19 protein-coding genes are annotated in these 19,365 nt (G+C 61.2%); all 19 read left to right on the top strand.

What is annotated here, in order from left to right; all coding sequences use genetic code 11:
* Positions 1-27: 27 nt before the first annotated feature.
* The 19 genes from fliF (at position 28) to F451_RS0112650 (ending at position 19,360) form a co-directional block, all read left to right on the top strand.
* On the top strand, positions 28-1,704 hold the full coding sequence (gene fliF, locus F451_RS0112740) for a flagellar basal-body MS-ring/collar protein FliF (protein ID WP_020681760.1): 1,677 nt from the start codon (positions 28-30) through the stop codon (positions 1,702-1,704).
* Positions 1,697-2,716: a flagellar motor switch protein FliG gene (fliG, locus tag F451_RS0112735; protein WP_020681759.1), complete on the top strand. Its 1,020-nt coding sequence runs from the start codon at positions 1,697-1,699 to the stop codon at positions 2,714-2,716. Before fliF ends, fliG begins: the two co-directional genes overlap by 8 nt.
* Positions 2,717-2,723: 7 nt before the next feature.
* Entirely contained in the window at positions 2,724-3,476 is a 753-nt protein-coding gene (locus F451_RS0112730) for a flagellar assembly protein FliH (protein ID WP_020681758.1), read from the top strand.
* Between the two features lie 15 nt (positions 3,477-3,491).
* Positions 3,492-4,877, top strand: a complete 1,386-nt coding sequence (gene fliI, locus F451_RS0112725) for a flagellar protein export ATPase FliI (protein WP_020681757.1) — start codon at positions 3,492-3,494, stop codon at positions 4,875-4,877.
* Positions 4,874-5,317 carry a flagellar export protein FliJ gene (gene fliJ / locus F451_RS0112720; RefSeq protein ID WP_020681756.1) on the top strand — a complete coding sequence of 148 codons (444 nt, stop codon included), beginning with the start codon at positions 4,874-4,876 and terminating at the stop codon, positions 5,315-5,317. The genes fliI and fliJ overlap by 4 nt, the downstream gene beginning before the upstream one ends.
* 145 nt (positions 5,318-5,462) lie before the next feature.
* Positions 5,463-7,238 (top strand): flagellar hook-length control protein FliK, encoded by a 1,776-nt coding sequence (locus tag F451_RS0112715; RefSeq protein ID WP_156826471.1) that lies wholly within the window; start codon positions 5,463-5,465, stop codon positions 7,236-7,238.
* Between the two features lie 80 nt (positions 7,239-7,318).
* Complete coding sequence (locus tag F451_RS0112710; protein WP_020681754.1) at positions 7,319-7,852, top strand: flagellar basal body-associated FliL family protein; 534 nt, start codon at positions 7,319-7,321, stop codon at positions 7,850-7,852.
* A 17-nt stretch (positions 7,853-7,869) separates the two neighbouring features.
* A complete protein-coding gene (gene fliM / locus F451_RS0112705) occupies positions 7,870-8,850 on the top strand; it encodes a flagellar motor switch protein FliM (RefSeq protein ID WP_020681753.1) in 981 nt (326 codons plus the stop codon).
* Between the two features lie 92 nt (positions 8,851-8,942).
* Entirely contained in the window at positions 8,943-9,344 is a 402-nt protein-coding gene (fliN, locus tag F451_RS0112700) for a flagellar motor switch protein FliN (RefSeq protein ID WP_020681752.1), read from the top strand.
* A gap of 3 nt (positions 9,345-9,347) precedes the next feature.
* Positions 9,348-9,824 carry a flagellar biosynthetic protein FliO gene (gene fliO, locus F451_RS25485; RefSeq protein ID WP_020681751.1) on the top strand — a complete coding sequence of 159 codons (477 nt, stop codon included), beginning with the start codon at positions 9,348-9,350 and terminating at the stop codon, positions 9,822-9,824.
* Complete coding sequence (gene fliP, locus F451_RS0112690; RefSeq protein ID WP_020681750.1) at positions 9,821-10,600, top strand: flagellar type III secretion system pore protein FliP; 780 nt, start codon at positions 9,821-9,823, stop codon at positions 10,598-10,600. Before fliO ends, fliP begins: the two co-directional genes overlap by 4 nt.
* A 53-nt stretch (positions 10,601-10,653) precedes the next feature.
* Positions 10,654-10,929, top strand: a complete 276-nt coding sequence (gene fliQ / locus F451_RS0112685; protein ID WP_020681749.1) for a flagellar biosynthesis protein FliQ — start codon at positions 10,654-10,656, stop codon at positions 10,927-10,929.
* Positions 10,930-10,951: 22 nt separating this feature from the next.
* Positions 10,952-11,734, top strand: coding sequence for a flagellar biosynthetic protein FliR (gene fliR, locus F451_RS0112680; RefSeq protein ID WP_020681748.1), 783 nt, complete (start codon positions 10,952-10,954; stop codon positions 11,732-11,734).
* 2 nt (positions 11,735-11,736) lie between these two features.
* Positions 11,737-12,876, top strand: a complete 1,140-nt coding sequence (gene flhB, locus F451_RS0112675) for a flagellar biosynthesis protein FlhB (protein ID WP_020681747.1) — start codon at positions 11,737-11,739, stop codon at positions 12,874-12,876.
* Between the two features lie 273 nt (positions 12,877-13,149).
* Positions 13,150-15,234 (top strand): flagellar biosynthesis protein FlhA, encoded by a 2,085-nt coding sequence (gene flhA, locus F451_RS0112670; RefSeq protein WP_020681746.1) that lies wholly within the window; start codon positions 13,150-13,152, stop codon positions 15,232-15,234.
* A gap of 100 nt (positions 15,235-15,334) precedes the next feature.
* Positions 15,335-16,948, top strand: a complete 1,614-nt coding sequence (gene flhF, locus F451_RS0112665) for a flagellar biosynthesis GTPase FlhF (RefSeq protein WP_020681745.1) — start codon at positions 15,335-15,337, stop codon at positions 16,946-16,948.
* 19 nt (positions 16,949-16,967) lie between these two features.
* A complete protein-coding gene (locus F451_RS0112660; protein WP_020681744.1) occupies positions 16,968-17,774 on the top strand; it encodes a MinD/ParA family protein in 807 nt (268 codons plus the stop codon).
* 16 nt (positions 17,775-17,790) lie between these two features.
* Positions 17,791-18,501, top strand: a complete 711-nt coding sequence (locus F451_RS0112655) for an RNA polymerase sigma factor FliA (RefSeq protein ID WP_020681743.1) — start codon at positions 17,791-17,793, stop codon at positions 18,499-18,501.
* A gap of 118 nt (positions 18,502-18,619) precedes the next feature.
* On the top strand, positions 18,620-19,360 hold the full coding sequence (locus F451_RS0112650; protein ID WP_020681742.1) for a flagellar motor protein: 741 nt from the start codon (positions 18,620-18,622) through the stop codon (positions 19,358-19,360).
* Positions 19,361-19,365 lie beyond the last annotated feature (5 nt).

The following is a 19,365-nucleotide window of genomic DNA, read 5'->3' as shown; positions in this document are numbered from 1 at the left end:
AACGGGAATCAGGGCGGCTTCATTTGAATGGATAATACCCCGGCGCAACTCGAAGGCGGCAAGCGTGGTCTGATCGCCGGCTTCAGCAGCCTCAGCATACTTCGCCAGATTGGCCTGATGGTGGGTCTCGCGGCCAGTGTTGCGATCGGATTTGCCGTGGTGCTCTGGTCACAGCAACCGGATTACCGTGTCCTTTTCTCCAATCTTTCCTTTGCCGACGCCAATCAGGTGATTGAGCAGCTGCGCCTGTACAACACACCCTACAAGTTTGATGCCGACGACCGTGCCATCCTGGTGCCGCAGGAGCATGTGCACCAGGCGCGCCTGAAGCTGGCAGCCGAAGGCTTTACCGCGGACAAGAGCGTGGGCTTTGAGCTCCTGGATCAGGAGCAGACCCTGGGTACCAGTCAGTTCATGGAAAATGCCCGTTACCGCCGCGGCCTTGAAGGCGAGCTGTCGCGTACCATTGCCAGCCTGGTGGCCATTCGCAGTGCCCGCGTCCATCTGGCGATTCCCAAAAGTACCGTTTTTATCCGTGACGAACGCAAGCCCAGCGCCTCGGTTTTTGTCGAGCTCTTTGCCGGCCGGCGTATTGAGCCCGCCCAGGTGAGCGCCATCGCCAGCCTGGTGGCGTCGTCCGTGCCGGAACTCGATGTGCGCGACGTGACGGTGGTGGATCAGAAGGGGCGCCTGCTGAATACCCGTGATGTGGATGAAGATGTTGTGCTGGCGGGCAAGCAGCTGGAATACACCCAGAAGATTGAGGAGACCCTGCTGAACCGGGTCAACAGCATTCTGCAGCCGGTGGTGGGGCTGGGGAATTATCGTGCCGAGGTTTCGGCGGATGTCGATTTCAATGCCGTTGAGCAGACCAGCGAGTTGTTCAACCCGGATCTCCCGTCGCTGCGCAGTGAGCAGACCGTTGAGGAAAACCGCACCGGATCCCAGGCGGCCGGTGGCGTGCCGGGTGCGCTGTCGAACCAGCCGCCGGGTCCCAGCACCGTGCCGGAGGTGGCCAACGGAGCCGCCGATAATGCAGCCGGCGTAGGACTTTCGGGCAGCAGTCGTCAACAGGCGGTGCGTAATTACGAGCTGGACCGGTCGATCAGTTATACGCGCCAGCAGATGGGGCGTATCAGGCGTTTGACGGTCGCGGTGGTGGTTGATGATATTCCCGCGGCCCGCAATGGCGAGGGCCAGCGCGAGCCCTGGTCCCAGAATGAACTCGAACGGTTGCGTATCCTGGTGCAGGATGCGGTTGGCTTTTCGCCCCAGCGTGGCGACAGTGTAAACGTGATCAACTCTCCCTTTGCCGCTACCGAACCTTTCGTTGAGGTGGCCGACACGCCGCTGTGGCAGCAGGATTGGCTGTGGGATATCGTCAAGCAGGTGATGGCCGCGCTCTTTGTGTTGCTGCTGGTGTTTGGCGTGCTGCGCCCGATCCTGAAAAACCTGGCGGTGCCCGCCAGCGGTGACGACAAGCCGCGGCTTGGCAGCAGTGGCAATGTGGCCGCCGAGCTCGAGGGGCTCGAAAGTTCCGATGTGGCGGATGATCGCGTGACCTTTGGCAGCTCGGAAGAAACCTTTCTGCCGACGCCCAATGAAAGCTTCGAATATCAGATCAATACCATTCGTAGTATGGTGGCCGAGGATCCTGCGCGGGTGGCGCAGGCGGTACGGCAATGGGTAGCGGAACATGAGTGATGAAGCCGGGGGCGGCGCCCTGGATGACATTGAAAAGGCTGCGATTCTGCTGATCAGCCTGGGTGAGGCGGATGCAGCCGAGGTGCTGAAACACCTGGGTCCCAAGGAAGTGCAGCGCATCGGCTATGCCATGACGCGCCTGAACAACGTGCCCCAGTCGCAGGTTGAAGCGGTGGTGTCCGATTTTATGCACGTGGTCAGTGATCAGACGGGCATCGGTATCAACAACGATCGCTATATCCGCGCCATGCTGAACCAGGCGCTGGGCGAGGAAAAGGCCAAGACCCTGATCGATCGCATCCTGATGAGCACCAATACCTCGGGGCTCGATACGTTGCGCTGGATGGAGTCGCGCCAGATTGCCGAAACCATTCGCTTCGAGCACCCGCAGATTCAGGCCGTAGTGGTCGCTTACCTCGACCCGGATCAGGCGGCCCATGTGCTGACCTATTTCGATGATCGGGCACGGCTCGATATTCTGATGCGCGTCTCGGCGCTGGACCAGATACAGCCCCAGGCACTGCAGGAACTGAACGACATGTTCGAAGCCCAGTTTACCGGCCGGGGTGGCTCGAGCAGCCAGACCTCGACCCTGGGTGGGGTCAAGGCGACGGCGAGCATCATGAACTTTATCGACAGCAGCGTGGAGGCCGAGGTCATGGATGGCATCCGCGAGGCCGATGAGGGACTGGCATCGCAGATTGCCGATCTGATGTTCGTGTTCGACAACCTGCAGGACCTGGACGACAAGGGCGTGCAGGTACTGCTGCGCGAAGTGTCCACGGATCTGCTGGTTGTTGCGCTAAAAGGCGCCGATACCGCGCTGCAGGAAAAAATATTCAAGAACATGTCCAAACGGGCTGCCGAACTGCTGCGCGATGACCTTGAGTCCAAGGGTCCGGTCCGTGTCAGTGAAGTGGAAGCCGCGCAGAAAGAAATCCTCACAGTGGCACGTCGCCTGGCCGATGATGGCGAGATCATGCTCGCCGGCAGTGGCGAGGAACTGATCTGAGGCCCTTATGAACTCATCCGACAAAAAGCCGACACGTATCCCCGCCGCCGATGTGGGCCTGGTGCTGCCCTGGCAGTTGCCCCGGGTGCAGGGCTCGCACCTGGTCGCCCTGGTGCAGCGGCAGGATTCGGCGGTAGAGGAGCAGCTGGAGCCTGAGGAGCAGCTGTTTGGCGGCGCCAAGATGACGCTGGCCGAACTGGAGCGCATTACCGATGAGGCGCGCCAGGAAGGGCTGGATGAAGGTTATCGTGAGGGGCTCGACAAGGGGCTGGAAGAGGGGCGGCGCAAGGGGCATGCCGAAGGGCTGCAGCAGGGCAAGGCCGAGATCGACCGTTCCCTCGGGCGCCTGGCGCAGATGCTGGACGAACTGGAGGCGCCGCTGGCGCAGCAAAGTGCGCAGCTGGAACAGTGCCTGCTGGGTCTTGTGAGTAATCTTGCCAGGGCCGTCACCGGGCATGAGCTCACCAGTCAGCCGCAATTGATCCTGCAGGCCGTACAGGACGCACTGGCACAGCTGCCCAGCGAAAGGGGTGCCGTCCGCATCCATGTCAACCCTGAAGATGAAGTGCTGCTGCAGCCGCTGGTGGAGGCGCAGGATGATCGCGAGCTGGTACCCGACGGAAGCATCAGTGCCGGTGGCTGCCTGATTAAAACCGCCAATTGCCAGGTCGACAGTCGCGTCGAGAGCCGCTTTCGTCAGGCCGCCGATCAACTGCTGTCGCGTCTGGCCGAGGCCGGGCGCGATGACAGCACGAACTGACGGATTTTTGACGCCATGTCCCGACTGCTGCAGCGCATGCAACGCCATCTGGACCTTCGATACGCTGCGGTACGCCCGCTGGTGGAAGGCCGCATTACCCGCCTGATCGGTTTGACGCTCGAAGCCGTGGGTCTGCAGGTCGCCATTGGTGATAACTGCGAGATCCAGGTGCGCCCCGGTGTGCGCGTCGAGGCCGAAGTGGTGGGGTTCTCGGGGGACCGCATCTACCTGATGCCGCTGGACAGCATCGACGGCCTGCAGCCGGGGGCGCGTATCACACCCCTGGGCGGGGCGGGGCAGGTGGATGTCGGCGAGGGTCTGCTGGGCCGGGTGCTCAACGGCGTCGGCAAGCCACTGGACGGCAAGGGGCCGGTTGAGGCCACCGCGCGGGTTTCCCTGGCCGGGGAGCTGATCAACCCGCTGGAGCGACACCCGATCGAGCAGACGCTGGATGTGGGTATTCGTGCCATCAACGCCTTGCTTACGGTGGGGCGCGGCCAGCGACTGGGCCTGTTTGCCGGCAGCGGCGTGGGCAAGTCGGTTCTGCTGGGCATGATGACCCGCTATACCGAAGCAGACATTATCGTCGTGGGCCTGATCGGCGAACGCGGCCGCGAAGTAAAGGAATTCATCGAGCACAACCTGGGTGCGGCGGGACTGGCGCGATCGGTGGTGGTGGCGTCCCCCGCTGACGATTCTCCCCTGATGCGCCTGCGCGCCGCGCAGCTGGCGACCCGCATTGCCGAGTATTTCCGCGCCCAGGGGCGCAATGTGCTGTTGCTGATGGATTCCCTCACCCGCTACGCCCAGGCTCAGCGCGAAATCGCCCTGGCCGTGGGGGAGCCGCCGGCGACCAAGGGCTATCCGCCCTCGGTCTTTGCCAAGCTGCCACGCCTGGTAGAGCGGGCCGGCAATGGCGCCAGTGGCGGTGGCTCCATTACCGCCTTTTATACCGTACTGACCGAAGGTGACGATCAGCAGGATCCGGTGGCCGATGCCGCCCGGGCGATTCTGGATGGACACGTGGTGCTGTCACGCCGGCTGGCTGAGCAGGGGCATTATCCGGCCATTGATGTCGAGGCCTCGATCAGCCGGGCGATGCCCGCCATCGTGGGGGAGTCCCACCTGGCGCTGGCCATGCGGTTCAAGCAATTGATGTCGCGTTACCAGCAAAATGAAGACCTGATTACCGTGGGTGCCTACAGCAAGGGCAGCGATGCCGATACGGACTTTGCCATCGAGCGCATGCCGGTGCTGCGCAGCTTTTTGCAGCAGAGCCTGAGCGAGGCCAAGCCGATGGCGCAGTGTATCCAGGAACTGTCGATGGTACTGTCGCCGCCGCCCAAGCCGACCATGGGCAATAAGGCGGCGGTTGCGCCCGTTGCCGGAGTACGGCGATGAAGAAGCGTTCCCAGCGCATGGCGCTGCTGCAGGATCTGGCGCAGCGCAAGAAGCGCCAGGCGGACCAGTTTCTGGCCGACAGCCAGCAACGTGTGGCGCAGGGCGAGGCGACGCTGGTGCAGCTGGAGCAATTCCTCACCGAATACCAGCAGCAATTCCAGCAACAGGGCCAGGCGGGCGTCGCGGTGGGCCAGATGTTGATGGCTCGGGCCTTCGTCGAGAAAATCGAAGCCAGTATTCGCCAGCACCGTGACACGATGAAAACCAACGCCGAGCAGCTGGAGCAGGTCGAGCAGTACTGGCGCCAGATGTATGGTCACCAGTGTGCCATGCAAAACCTGACCGAGCGGGCATTGACGCAGGAGCGGGCAGACGCTGAAAAACAGCTGCAGAAGGAGCTCGACGAGCGCTCGCAGCGCACACGCCCGCCCTTTATCTGACGCGTGCGCTGGTCTGGGCATCATGCTGCTGCCGCCACTGTAATCGTTCGAATGCGTGGCTCTGGCTGACCTTGTGGCAAATCGGCAGGCTGATTGGCCTGCAAACTGCATAGGTCCTGGCAGTTGTTATCAATTTGGAGCTGCCATGGTTGCCCCTCTGTTGTCGGTTACCTCTGCCAGTCGTGTACCCCAATCCGCTGCGCGGCCCGCGGGGATGGTGCCTGCTGCGGGCGCGCAACGTTTTTCTGATGTGCTGGCGGGCGAACGCGTCGGCGGCGAAAGATTGCCGCAGGTCGCTGCAGTGCTGCCGCCTGAGCCAGGAACCGGCAAGAGCCTGCCTGACTCAGCGCGAGCACTCGGCGCGGATCCTGACACTCTGGCGCCAGAGGGGCAGGAGACCCGGGCGGATGTCACCGCTCAGGTAGCGGCCTCAATAGAGGCTCATGTCGAAGTCCGTGCAGAGCTCCATGCAGAGGCCGGGCAAGAGCAGGGCGTACCTTTTGCATCGATGCGCGCCCAGTCGCGTGCCGCTGATGCCAGTGTCGCTAATGCCAGTGCCGCTAATATAAGCGCCGCGGTTGGCGACGTGCGCGAAGGTGCCGTGGCAGCACAGACTTCCCGCACACAGTCCCTTGATGGGAAGTGGTCTTTATCTGAGGCAGAACCGGCGCTCGAGCCTGCCGGCACGTTGTCGCCAGAAGGCCCTGCGTTTCTTCAGCCGCTTGCGCAGAGCGACCGGTCGGTAAGCGCCTCCTTCGATTCGGCGTCGGCAGGGGGGGCAGCACCTGTGCAGATGAACATGGCATCGCCGGCCGCCGAGCCCGCTGATGGGGCGGCTGCGCCGGCTATTGCGCCATTGCCGGCAGCGGTGGTAGCCGCTGGGTCTGGCACAGTTGGACCTGGCGTGGTACTGCCGGCGGGTGCAGGTTTTGATAGCACCGCTGAGGCCTTGGTTGAGACCCCCACAGGCACAGTGCCGGGTTTGGCTGCGAAGCGCCAGGATGCCGCTGGGATGGATGACGGCGCCGCAGTCACCCAGGTGGCTGCAGCCGAGCCGGCACCGCTACCGTCGAATGTTCAATCGCTGATGAACGCGATTCAGCGCGAAGCCGGACAGGCGTTGCCGCCGGCCGTACAGCAGGCACTGGAAGCGCAGCAACGTCGGCTTGATATGACGCCTGCCAATAATGCGGCTGAACCGCGGCCCGTGACGCTGCCGGGGGTGGGGGCTGAGTTGCCGTCCGCGCCCGCGCCCGGGCTTTCCACGGGAATGTCGACCGACGTGGCACTCGAGCAGACCCGAATGCGGCTGAACGGGGTGGATGCACTGACGCGTCCGGCGGGCGGTAGCGATAGCGCGCAGGCGTTGCCGGCGGATGACGGTGTGCTGCAGGCAGCGGTGGGGCGAGGCGCGCTCGAGGGGCTTCGCACCGCAGCGGGGCTGATGCCTGCGCCGGGTCCGGCGCAGTTGCCGGCGATGCCGCCCGGGCTTTCTCCCGGTCTTCCCCAGGGGCTTTCTCAGGGCAATGCGGCCTGGGGGCAGGCTATTTCGGAGCGGGTGCTTTTGATGACGGCGGGCAATATGCAGGTGGCCGAGATTCGACTGGATCCACCCGAACTCGGCACGCTGCACGTGCGCCTGCAGCTGCATCAGGACCAGGCCAGCCTGAGCTTCAGTTCCCCCCATGCCCATGTGAGGGATGCCCTGGAGCAGCAGATGCCGCGCCTGCGCGAGATGCTGGCGGAGCAGGGGCTTAACCTTGAAAACAGCTCGGTAGCCGATGATTCGCAGCGTCGTGATCGTTCTGCGCCTGAATCCGGCAGCGCCGCCGGGCTGATGGCGGAATCGGATGATGATCCGACGCCGGCGGCACCGTCTGTGAGGTCCGCCGGTCGCTCCCTGGTGGATGACTACGCCTGAACCTGCGCAGCGGGCTGAGTCTTTGATAGAGCCTAAAAATCAGTGTGTTATATTAGGCCTCCGGGTAGGTGGAGAGACAGATGGCACAGGATACAGACAGGGTAGACGGGGCGACGGACAAGGCCGCTGGCAAGGCGGGAATCTCCAGACACCTGGTGATGGCCGCGGTCGTGCTGGTTGCATTACTGGTCGGTGGCGGCGGCATGGCGGCATTCTTCATGTTTACCGGTGGCGATGATGCCCAAACCCCTGTCGAGACAGCGCCCGCGGTCAAGGCCAAGGCGCTCTATACCAAGGTCCGCACACTGGAAGGGCAGCCGATGTTTGTCGTGACCCTGGCCTCGCAAGACGGCAAACGACACATGCTGCAAGTCCATATCGAGGCTAAAAGCCGCGACCCGGAAGTGGTAGAGGTGCTGACTCTGCACATGCCCCGGGTTGTCGCCAAACTGAACGAGCTTTTCCGCGCACAGCCTTTTGAATCGTTGCTGACAGTGGGCGGGAAATTGCAGCTCAAGGCGCAAGGGCTTCAGGTGATACAGGAATTCATGCAGGAAAAAATAGGGCGCCCCGGTGTGGAAGCCCTCCTGTTTACCAGCTTTGTCATGCAGTAATGGAATAGGCGGCACGCATGTCGGTTAAAGATCTGCTGTCACAGGATGAAATTGATGCCCTGCTTCACGGCGTGGACGATGGTGACATCGGTACCGGCGACGAAGCAGAGGAGCTCGAGTCCGGTGGTGTAAAGTCCTACGACCTGGCGAACCAGGAACGGATCGTGCGTGGGCGCATGCCGGCGCTGGAGCTGATCAACGAGCGTTTTGCCCGCCATACCCGCCTGACGCTGTTCAACCTGCTGCGCCGTACTGTGGATGTGACGGTCGGTACCGTGCAGGTCATGAAGTACGGCGACTACGTGCATACGCTCTATCTGCCGACCAGCATGAACCTGGTGAAAGCCATGCCGCTCAAGGGTACCGCGCTCTTTATCCTGGATGCCAAGCTGGTCTTTAAACTGGTCGATAACTTCTTTGGCGGTGATGGCCGTCAGGCCAAGATTGAAGGTCGTGATTTTACCCCGACCGAAACCCGGCTGGTACGCAAGGTACTGGACCAGCTATTCGCAGACCTTGCAGAGGCCTGGCGTCCGCTGATGAACCTCCACTTCGAGCACGTCGGGCACGAAATGAATCCGGCCATGGCGAATGTGGTCAGTCCGACCGAGGTGGTGGTGGTCAGTACCTTCCAGGTGGATCTCGAGGGCGGCAGCGGCGAGCTGCAGGTCACCATGCCCTACGCCATGCTGGAGCCGATTCGTGACCTGCTGGTTTCGAGCTATCAGCCCGCCGAGCGCGAAGGGGACGAGCGCTGGATGCAGGCATTGCGCCGTGACATCATGTCGGCCGATGTGGATCTCAACCTGCAGCTGGCCGAGCGGGAAATGACCCTGCGCGATGTGATGGCGCTGGAAGTCGGCGATGTAATCCCGGTGGATATTCCAGAGGAGCTGATTCTGCGCGCCGCCGGAGTACCGACCTTCAGTTGCCGCCTGGGGGTGTCCAGATCCAACCTGGCGGTAAAGATAATTGATCAAGTCAAAACGACGGATTAAGCCCATAAGGGCGCCCGGAATCCGGGTCTGATCCGCAAACTCCATCCACAAGCAAAAAGGCCCCGCCGACGGACCTTGGAGTACAGCTACAGATGAGCGATGTAAAGGAATCGGGCAACGACCCGCAGGGCAAGGGTGACGAGTGGTCGGCCGCCATGGACGAACAGGCGGGTGGAGCCGGGGCGCGGGCGGTTGAACTTGATGAGCTCAAAGACGACTCTACGCCCATCAATGATCCGAAGCTGGATGTGATCCTGGATATACCGGTGACGCTGTCCATGGAAGTGGGCAACACCGAAATTGCCATTCGCAATCTGCTGCAGCTCAGTCAGGGCTCGGTGATCGAGCTGGGTCGCATGGCCGGTGAGCCGCTGGATGTGAAGGTAAACGGCACCCTGATCGCCCATGGCGAGGTGGTGGTTGTGAACGAGCGTTATGGCATTCGCCTGACGGACGTGATCAGCCCGCAAGAACGCATCAAGAAGCTGCGCTAGACCATGCTGCGCATCCTTACACTCCTGTGCGCCTGGCTGTCGGTGCCCGTAGCACGGGGGCAGGCCGCCTCCGACGCGATCGCCGGTGCTGTCCCGGACGTTGCCTCCGGGGCTCAGTCGCCCCTGCAGTCCGTGGGGCGTCCTGCGCTGCAGGATCCGGTGTCCTTTGCCATGCTCGGTCAGCTGCTGATGGGGCTGGTGATTGTCATAGTGGCGATCCTGCTGGTGCTCTGGCTGGTCAAGCGATTTACAGGCCTGGGGGTGCAGGGCCGGCACCTGAAAGTCGTCGCGGCCTTGCCACTGGGTACGCGGGAAAAGGCCGTGCTGATCGAGGTCGGTGGCAAGCAGTTGCTGCTGGGCGTCGCACCCGGCCGGGTTAGCCTGCTGCAGCGCTTTGATGAGCCGGTGGTGGTCAACGACTCGAGTGCTGGTTTTGGCGTAAAACTGCGCGAAGCACTGGAACGCAAGGAGAGTCAATGACCAGGGTGATATCGTTGCCGGCAATGTGGCGACGCAACCGCCTGGCGTGGCTCTGGCCACTGTTGTTGCTGCTGGCGTTGCCCGCAGGCGCGGCCGATGTTGGCATACCGGCGGTGAATATCACCACGGCGGATGATGGCAGCAGCAGCTACAGCGTGACGATTCAGATACTCGCGCTCATGACCATGCTGACGTTCCTGCCGGCACTGGTGATGATGATGACTGCCTTCACCCGCATCATTGTGGTCTTCGCCATTCTGCGTCAGGCGCTGGGGTTGCAGCAGACACCGTCAAACCAGGTGCTGATGGGGCTGGCACTGTTTTTGACCCTGTTCATCATGACGCCGGTAATCGAGCGGGTAAATACGGCGGCCGTGCAGCCCTACCTGAACGAGCAGCTGGCACCCCTGGAGGCGGTACAGGCCGCGGCGGCGCCATTTCGCGATTTCATGACCATGCAAACGCGTGAAAGCGATCTGGAGCTGTTCATGCGGCTGTCCAAGACGCCGCGGGTCAACTCGGTGGAGGAAATACCCTTTACCGTGCTTGTGCCGGCCTTTGTGACCAGTGAGCTGAAAACCGCTTTCCAGATCGGCTTCATGCTGTTCATTCCCTTTCTGGTGATCGATCTGGTGGTGGCCAGCGTGCTCATGGCCATGGGTATGATGATGCTGTCGCCGGTGATTATTTCGCTGCCCTTCAAGATCATGCTGTTTGTGCTGGTCGATGGCTGGGTGATGGTGGTAGGGACACTCGCCACCAGTTTCGGACTCTGACAGTCGGTGGCACCCGCGATGAGCGGGGCCGAGGATAGAGGCAGGAGGATACAATGGCACCGCAACTGATGCTCGACCTCTTCGGCGAGGCGCTTTGGCTGGTGGTTTTGCTGGTGACTGTCATTATTCTGCCCAGCCTGATGGTGGGCTTGGTGGTGTCCATGTTCCAGGCCGCCACCCAGATAAACGAGCAGACGCTCAGCTTTCTGCCGCGTCTGATCATCACGCTCGGCATGGTGATGTGGGCCGGCCCCTGGATCGTAACCCGGCTGCTGGATCATTTTCGCCTGATCTTTGACGCCATCCCCCAGATGATTCAGGTCGGATAATGCCGGGCCCGGGGCGCCGCTGATGTTCGAGATCGGGCTGTTGCAGATCGAGCAATGGGTGGCGGATTTCCTCTGGCCCCTGTTTCGCATTGCCGCGTTCTTTATGGCCATACCGATGATCGGCAGCGGGCTGGTACCGCCGCGAATTCGCCTGGGGCTCGCCCTCGGCGTGACGGTACTGCTGTTGCCGGTGCTGCCCCCCATGCCGTCCTTTGAAGCCTTTTCGGTCGAAAGTTACCTGGTGATTGCGCAGCAAATCCTGATCGGTGCCGCCATGGGGTTCATGGTGCAGTTGATGCTGCAGGTCTTTGTGGTGGGTGGCCAGCTGATATCGACCCAGATGGGACTGGGTTTTGCCTCGGTGTCTGACCCGGTCAACGGTGTGTCGGTGGTGGTGCTGAGCCAGTTTTATCTGCAGCTGGTGATGTTGCTGTTTCTGGCGATGAACGGTCATCTGGTGATGATCGATGCACTGGCGCAGAGTTTTGAGCGTATTCCCGTGGGGCTTGCGGGCCTGAGTCCCGCTGTCTTTTCTGAAATCGTGCGTACCGGTGGCTGGATGTTCGCGGCCGCGCTGTTGATGGCGTTGCCGCCGGTTACTGCCTTGCTGATCATCAACTTCTCCTTTGGCATCATCACCAAGGCTGCGCCACAGCTGAATATATTCGCCGTCGGCTTTCCGTTTACCATGCTCATGGGACTGCTTATCGCCTGGGTCAGCCTGGGAGGTTTTCTCGGGCAGTATCAGCGTATCGCCGAGTATGCGCTGGATCTCATCAGCACGACCTTTCTGGGGGGCGGTTGAGCATGGCTGAAGAAACCGGCCAGGAAAAAACAGAAGACCCCACCCCCAAACGCATCCGTGAGGCGCGGGAGAAAGGGGATGTGCCCCGTTCCAAGGAACTGGGCGCAACCGTGCTGCTGCTGGCAGCGGCGGCCAGTGCGCTGATATTTGGCGATCTTGTCGCCAGCCGCATGCGGGACATGATGGGGGGCAATCTCTCACTGCAGCGCGAGACGCTGTTTGACTCGGCGATGATGGTGGCCTACCTGGCGCGCTCGATGTTCGATGCACTGCTGGCGTTGTCAGGCTTTTTTGCCCTGGTGCTGCTGGCGGCCATCCTTGGTCCCATCGCCCTGGGGGGCTGGAATTTTAGTGGCCAGTCGGTGCAGCCCAAGGGGAGCCGGATCAATCCGCTCTCTGGCCTCAAGCGCATGTTTTCCCTCAAGTCGCTGGTGGAGCTGGTCAAGGCGCTGGCCAAATTCCTGCTGGTGGCCTCCATCGCGATTCTGGTGCTCAAATTCATGCAGCCGCAGCTGCTGGGGCTGGGGGCGCAGGATATTGTTCCGGCCATCAGTGAGGCGGTGAGTATCGTGATCTGGACCTTCCTGCTGATCAGTGCCAGCCTTATTCTGATCTCCCTGCTGGACGTGCCTTTTCAGCTGTATGACTACAGCAAGAAAATGAAAATGACGCTGCAGGAAGTCAAGGACGAGATGAAAAACACCGAGGGCAAGCCCGAGGTGAAAGGCAGGATTCGTCAGCTGCAGCGCGAGATTGCGCAACGCCAGATGATGAGCAAGATACCTGACGCCGATGTTGTCATTACCAACCCGACCCATTATGCGGTGGCGCTGAAGTACGCCCCCGAGTCCGGCCGTGCGCCTGTGGTGCTGGCCAAGGGGGTTGATTTTGTCGCGCTCAAGATCCGCGAGCTGGCGGTGGAGCATGAAGTGCCCATGCTGGCGGCGCCGCCGCTGGCGCGGGCGCTGTACCAGCATGCGGAGCTGGACCAGGAAATTCCCGCCGGCCTGTTCAAGGCAGTAGCCCAGGTACTCGCCTACGTGTATCAGCTGCGCAGCTATCGCAAGCATGAATCTGCGGCACCCATCCAGGTGCGGGATGACGATCTCGATATTCCGGATGATCTGCGTTTTGACGGTTAGCCCCAGGCTAATCCGTTGCAGTGCAAAGCCTGCCTGAGTACTCCGCTCCTGCACGAGCACGTGCAAATCTTCCTGTGCTACGAGCCTGATCCGCGCTGAGTCAGTTAATTGGCTAGCTTATTGCATTACCCATTGCGGTTGGAAATACAGGCGTCAATATTTTGAGTTTTATTTCCATTTAGTCTGAATGCAGCGACATTAGGCCGGGTAGCGGCGGTGTGTGACTGAATATTGACAGGTAGTCGATTGGAACGAACGTTTTTTAGCAACGGCATGCGCAGTCTCGGTCAGGGAAACCTCGGCGTACCGCTGCTGCTGCTGGTGGTTATCGGCATGGTTACGCTGCCGGTCCCGCCGTTCCTGCTGGACGTATTCTTCACGTTCAATATCGCACTGTCGCTGGTTGTGCTGCTGGTGTGTGTCTACGCGCTGCGGCCGCTGGAATTTACCGTATTTCCAACCATCTTGCTGGTGGCGACACTGTTGCGACTGGCACTGAACGTGGCCTCTACCCGTGTGGTGCTGCTGTATGGTCACGAGGGCGGAGACGCGGCCGGCAAGGTCATCGAGGCCTTTGGCCAGGTGGTGATTGGCGGCAACTATGTGGTCGGCATCGTGGTGTTTCTGATTCTGGTCATCATCAACTTTGTGGTGGTGACCAAGGGGGCCGGGCGCATCTCCGAAGTGAGTGCTCGCTTTACGCTTGACGCCATGCCAGGCAAGCAAATGGCGGTGGATGCGGACCTGAACTCAGGCCTGATTACGCAGGAAGAGGCCAAACAGCGCCGGCTGGAAGTGACCCAGGAAGCCGACTTCTACGGTTCCATGGATGGTGCCTCCAAATTTGTTCGTGGCGATGCCGTCGCCGGCATTCTGATCCTGGTGATTAACCTGGTGGGTGGCCTGTCCATCGGTATGCTGCAGCATGGCCTGAGCTTTGACCTGGCCATTCAGTACTACTCGATGCTGACCATTGGTGACGGTCTGGTCGCGCAGATTCCGTCCTTGCTGTTGTCCACCGCCGCGGCGATCACGGTGACGCGACAGAATTCGTCCCAGGATATGGGCAACCAGATTCTGCAGCAGATGTTCTCTGCACCCAGGGCGCTGATTGTCGCGGCCTGTCTGCTGGGCGTGATTGGCATTGTACCGGGTATGCCACATGTCGCTTTTTTGACACTTGCTGCCGCGGCGGGGGGTATTGCCTGGCTTATTCTGCGTAACCAGGCCAGGGTGGCGCAGCAGGCACAATCCGACAAGCAGGAACTGGCGCGTAGCCAGGCGGCAGTCACGGTGGACGATCAGAAGGAGCTGGACTGGGATGATGTCATGCCGGTGGACATGATCGGCCTGGAGGTCGGATACCGCCTGATACCCATGGTCGACAAGCTGCAGGGTGGGCAACTGCTTGGGCGTATCAAGGGGATTCGGCGCAAGCTGTCGCAGGAGCTGGGTTTCCTGGTGCCCTCGGTGCATATCCGCGATAACCTCGATCTGGTGCCGGGCGGTTACCGGATTCTGCTGATGGGAGTCATCGTCGGCGAGGCCGAGGTGTACCCGGACCGTGAGCTGGCGATTAATCCCGGTCAGGTGTTCGGCACCCTTAAGGGGATTGCGGTGACGGATCCTGCATTTGGGCTGGAAGCTGTCTGGATTGAAACCGGACAAAAGGAGCAGGCCCAGTCGCTGGGGTATACGGTGGTCGATGCCAGTACGGTCGTGGCCACGCACCTGAACCAGCTGCTGCAAAATCATGCGCATGAGTTGCTGGGGCATGAAGAGGTGCAGCAGTTGCTGGACATGCTGGGCAAGCACTCGCCCAAGCTGGTGGATGAACTGGTTCCGGCCAAGCTGTCGATCAGTGGGCTGCTGAAGGTGTTGCAGAACCTGCTGATGGAACAGGTTCCGCTGAAGGACTTTCGCAGTATCGCCGAGGCCCTGGCCGAGGCGATTGGGCGCAGCCAGGATCCGATGGCGCTGACCGCCGCGGTACGGGTATCGCTGTCGCGCCTGATTGTGCAGGAAATCAACGGTTATGCCGATGAGCTGCCGGTGATTACGCTCGATCCCAAGCTTGAGCAGATGTTGCTGAACTCGGTGCAGAATCAGAACGGGGGTGAGGGTCTGGTGCTGGAACCCGGCATGGCCGAGCGTTTGCAGCAGTCCCTGGCCTCGACGGCCCAGAACCAGGAAATGGCGGGCAAACCCTCGGTATTGCTGGTGGCGGCGCCGGTACGGCCACTGATGGCGAAGTTCGTACGCTATGGCAACCACCGGATTCACGTGCTCTCCTACCAGGAGATACCGGAAAACAAGAAAGTCACCATCGTGGCGACCGTGGGCGGGCAGGGCGCCTAATGGTGGTAAATGGGCGGTCAGCCTTTGCGGGTAGCGGCCGATATGGCAGTAGAGTGCAATGCAAGGCGGGTCCTGTAGCGCTTAACTTCAGAGGACGACTATGAAAGTAAAACGCATTTTTGCCCCTGACATGCGACAGGCGATGCGACGGGTCCGGGAAGAAATCGGGCCTGATGCGGTCATTGTCTCCAATCACCGAGTGGCGGGCGGTGTTGAAGTGGTTGCTGCCCACGAACAGGAATATGAAGCCGCTCAGGCCGAGTTCAAGCGCCAGAGCCAGGAGCGCCGCCGCCGCGACGATCAGGTGCAGACGCTGACGAGCGCAGGTCGTCAGGGCGGTGCGCTTGAAGATGAAATGCGCAAGGTCAAGGCGCGTATTGCCTCGGCACAGCAGCAGAGCGGTGTCGCAGGTGAGCCGGATATGGGCGTTATGCGCAATCGCCAGATCGGCCAGGATGATGACGAGGATCTGCGTAACATTCTCGAGTCGCTGAAGCAGCGGCAAAAGGCGCGGGCGGCGGTCGTTGCACCGCCCTTTGAGGCCACCTCCTTCGATGCAGATCCCTTTGCAGTCCAGTCCCGGCCTGAGCCTGCGTTTAGATCGGCCGCGCCCGTGCAGCCAGAATCCCAGCTGCGGCCCCAGTCTGCTGCGGCGCCGCTCGAACCGCAGTCTCAACCTGAACAGCACAGGCCTGACGTTGCGCAGGCGCCCCGCGCCGGTGGCGAGAATTCGCAGGATCATCAGCGCATCCTCGGCATGGAGGCGGAAATCCAGCAGCTTAAAGTACTGTTGCAGCAACAGTTGCAGGCCCAGGCCCAAACACAGCCACAGCCACAGCCACAGCCACAGCCACAGCCACAGCCGGCAGCGGCCCGGCCTGTGCCTGCCCAGGCCCGTCTCAGTCGCAGGCTGGACAGCCTCGGCATCGGTGCCCGGGTGGTACGTCACCTGGTCTCGAGCATCGAACAGGACATCGAGCTCGACAAGGCCTGGCGCAGCAGCCTGGCGCGCCTGTCCGATGCAATTCCGGTGGTGGGCGAGGAATTTATCGAGCGCGGTGGCATGGTGGCTTTTGTGGGCCCCACCGGTGTGGGCAAGACCACCACCATTGGCAAGCTTGCGGCCCGTTATGTGCTCAAGTACGGCAGCGCGAGCCTTGCGCTGGTGACGACCGATACCTATCGCATTGCCGCCCATGAACAGCTGCGCACTTTTGGCCGCATTCTGGATGTGCCGGTACGGGTGGTGGACGAAAACCATTCGCTGGATGAAGTACTGCAATCGCTCAAGGGCAAGCGCCTGGTGCTGATCGATACCGCGGGGATGAGTGCGGACGAGCCCCATACGGCGGCCCAGATCGAGCTGTTGCAGGGCGTTTCACTGCGTCTTAAAAAGCTGTTGGTGCTGTCCTGCTCCAGTCAGCGGCGGGTGATCGAGAGCGCCTACAATACCTATCAGCCGCTAGGCCTTAATGGCTGTGTACTGAGCAAACTCGATGAGTCCGGCAGCCTGGGCGAGGCCCTGACGCTGTCCATCGAGAAGCAGCTCCCCATCGCCTATGTGACCGATGGACAGAAAATTCCCGATGATATCGGTGTGGCGCGGCGCCATGACCTGGTGAGCCGGGCGGTTGTGACGGCGCAGAAAGCGCAGGAACGTGAACAGCAGTCGGGCGAAGGTCCGGATCTGGCTTTTATAGGTCGGGCAGGATGACCCAGGGAAGAAGCAGACTATGCACCCAGTAAAAGTAGTTGCTGTCACCGGCGGCAAGGGCGGTGTCGGCAAGACCAACGTTTCGGTGAACCTGTCGCTGGCGCTGGGGCAGATGGGCCGGCGCGTGGTGCTGCTGGATGCGGATCTTGGGCTGGCCAACGTTGACGTGTTGTTGGGGCTCAGGCCCAAGTACAACATTTCCGATGTGCTGGCCGGCGACTGTGCGCTGTCCGATGTGATGCTGCAGGCCGGTGAAAATGTCCGTATCGTGCCGGCGTCCTCGGGCACCCAGTCCATGACCGCGCTGGGCGTTCACGAGCACGCCGAGCTGATTCATGCCTTTACCGATATTGCCGACGAAATCGACGTACTGGTAATCGATACCGCGGCGGGGATCTCCGAATCCGTGGTCAGTTTCCTGCGTGCAGCCCAGGAGGTCCTGATGGTGGTGTGCGACGAGCCCACCTCGATCACCGATGCCTATGCGCTGATCAAGCTGCTCAATCGTGACCACAAGGTTACCCGCTTTCGAGTGCTGGCCAACATGGTGCGTAATGAGTCCGAAGGGCGCAACATGTATAACAAGCTGCTGACGGTGACCGATCGATTCCTGGATGTAACGCTTCAATACGTCGGATCAATCCCTTATGATGAGGCGGTGCGCAAGGCGGTTAAGCGACAAACAGCTGTTTTACAAGCATTTTCCAGCAGCAATGCGGCGCTTGCCTATCGCCAGCTGGCAAACCGGGTCGATGGCTGGCCGGTGATGACAACGCCACGTGGGCACCTGGAATTCTTTGTCGAGCGCCTGGTGCAGGGACGCTAGTTAATAAAGAGGCTCCATGTATAACCAGCTGGAATTTACCTCTAGTCAGGATCTGATCACGCAATACGCGCCGCTGGTTAAGCGTATTGCCTACCATTTGCTCGCTCGCCTTCCGGCGAGTGTCGTGCTGGACGATTTAATACAATCCGGCATGATCGGCCTGCTTGAAGCCTCCCGTAAATACAATCCTTCCAAGGGCGCGAGTTTCGAAACCTACGCCGGTATTCGTATTCGCGGCGCCATTATCGATGAAGTCCGCCGTGGTGACTGGACACCCCGCTCGGTGCACCGCAACAGCCGGCGTGTTTCCGATGCGATCCATCAGCTCGAGGCGCGCCTGGGGCGCGATGTCAGCGATGCAGAAGTGGCCGCCGAGATGGAGCTGAGTCTTGGCGAGTATCACGCACTGCTGCAGGACTCGATGGAAAGCCGCCTGTTCAGTTTCGAAGAGCTGCAAAAACCTGACGACGACAGTGCCGGTGAGCAGTTCGAGGCCGATGATCCGCAGCCGGGGCAGCTGGTTGAAAAAAATGTCTTTAACCAGGCGCTGGCCAAGGCCATCGAAGGGCTGCCAGAGCGTGAACGGCTGGTGCTGGCGCTGTACTATGACGAGCAGCTCAACCTTAAGGAAATTGGCGAGGTGCTGGGCGTCAGCGAGTCCCGGGTCAGCCAGATCCACAGTCAGGCGGCTCATCGCCTGCGTGGCCGGTTGCGGGACTGGCGCTAGAACCTGGGCCTAAGGCCTGAAGCAGATGATGTTGAGCGCGCCTGACGCCATAGCGGCAGGCACATAATGATAACAGGGTGCAGCAGCGACCCAATTGTCCAAGATGGAGTCCAGTCGCATGGATCGCCTTAGTGTTGCAGGATTATTGCTCGCGGTGGCCGCCATTGCGGGCGGCCATTATCTGGACGGTGGGCAGATTCGGCAGCTGCTGAACGGACCGGCGCTGGTCATCGTTGTGGGCGGGACGCTGGCGGCGGCAGCCATCCAGACCCCCAGTAATGAATTTCGCCGCGCGCTCTGGCTGATGCGCTGGCTGGTGCGCGGGCCCACATTTGACTTTGAGGCCGGCATCGAACGCGTCGTCCAGTGGTGCCAGCGTACCCGCAAGCTCGGCCTGCTGGGGCTGGAGGCCGAGATCGAGCTCGAGCAGGATCCGGTTGTGCGTGGCGCCCTGCAGCTGCTGGTGGATGGCAAGGATACCAGCGTCATTCGCGGCATGCTGGAAATACAGCTGGTGTCACAGGAGCAGAGGGACTTGCAGGGCGCCCGCGTGATCGAGAGCATGGGCGGCTATGCACCGACACTCGGGATTCTGGGGGCGGTTATAGGCCTGATCCAGGTCATGAGCAATCTGGCAGACCCGCATGGCCTGGGCGCGGGTATTGCCACCGCCTTTGTCGCCACCATCTATGGCGTGGCCCTGGCCAACCTGTTGCTGATTCCCCTGGCCAACAAGATCAAGAGCCTGGTGCTGGCGCGCTATCGGTATCAGGAAATGATGCTGGAAGGTCTGCTGTCGATTTCCGAAGGGCAGAGTCCGCAGCTCATCCGCCAGCGCATGCAAGGTTACCTGGGGTAGGAGGC

The sequence above is a fragment of the Marinobacterium rhizophilum DSM 18822 genome (genome assembly GCF_000378045.1).
GTDB classification, from domain to species: domain Bacteria; phylum Pseudomonadota; class Gammaproteobacteria; order Pseudomonadales; family Balneatricaceae; genus Marinobacterium_A; species Marinobacterium_A rhizophilum.
The sequence above is the reverse complement of the archived record's forward strand: the minus strand, read 5'-3'. Positions and strand labels throughout refer to the sequence as shown.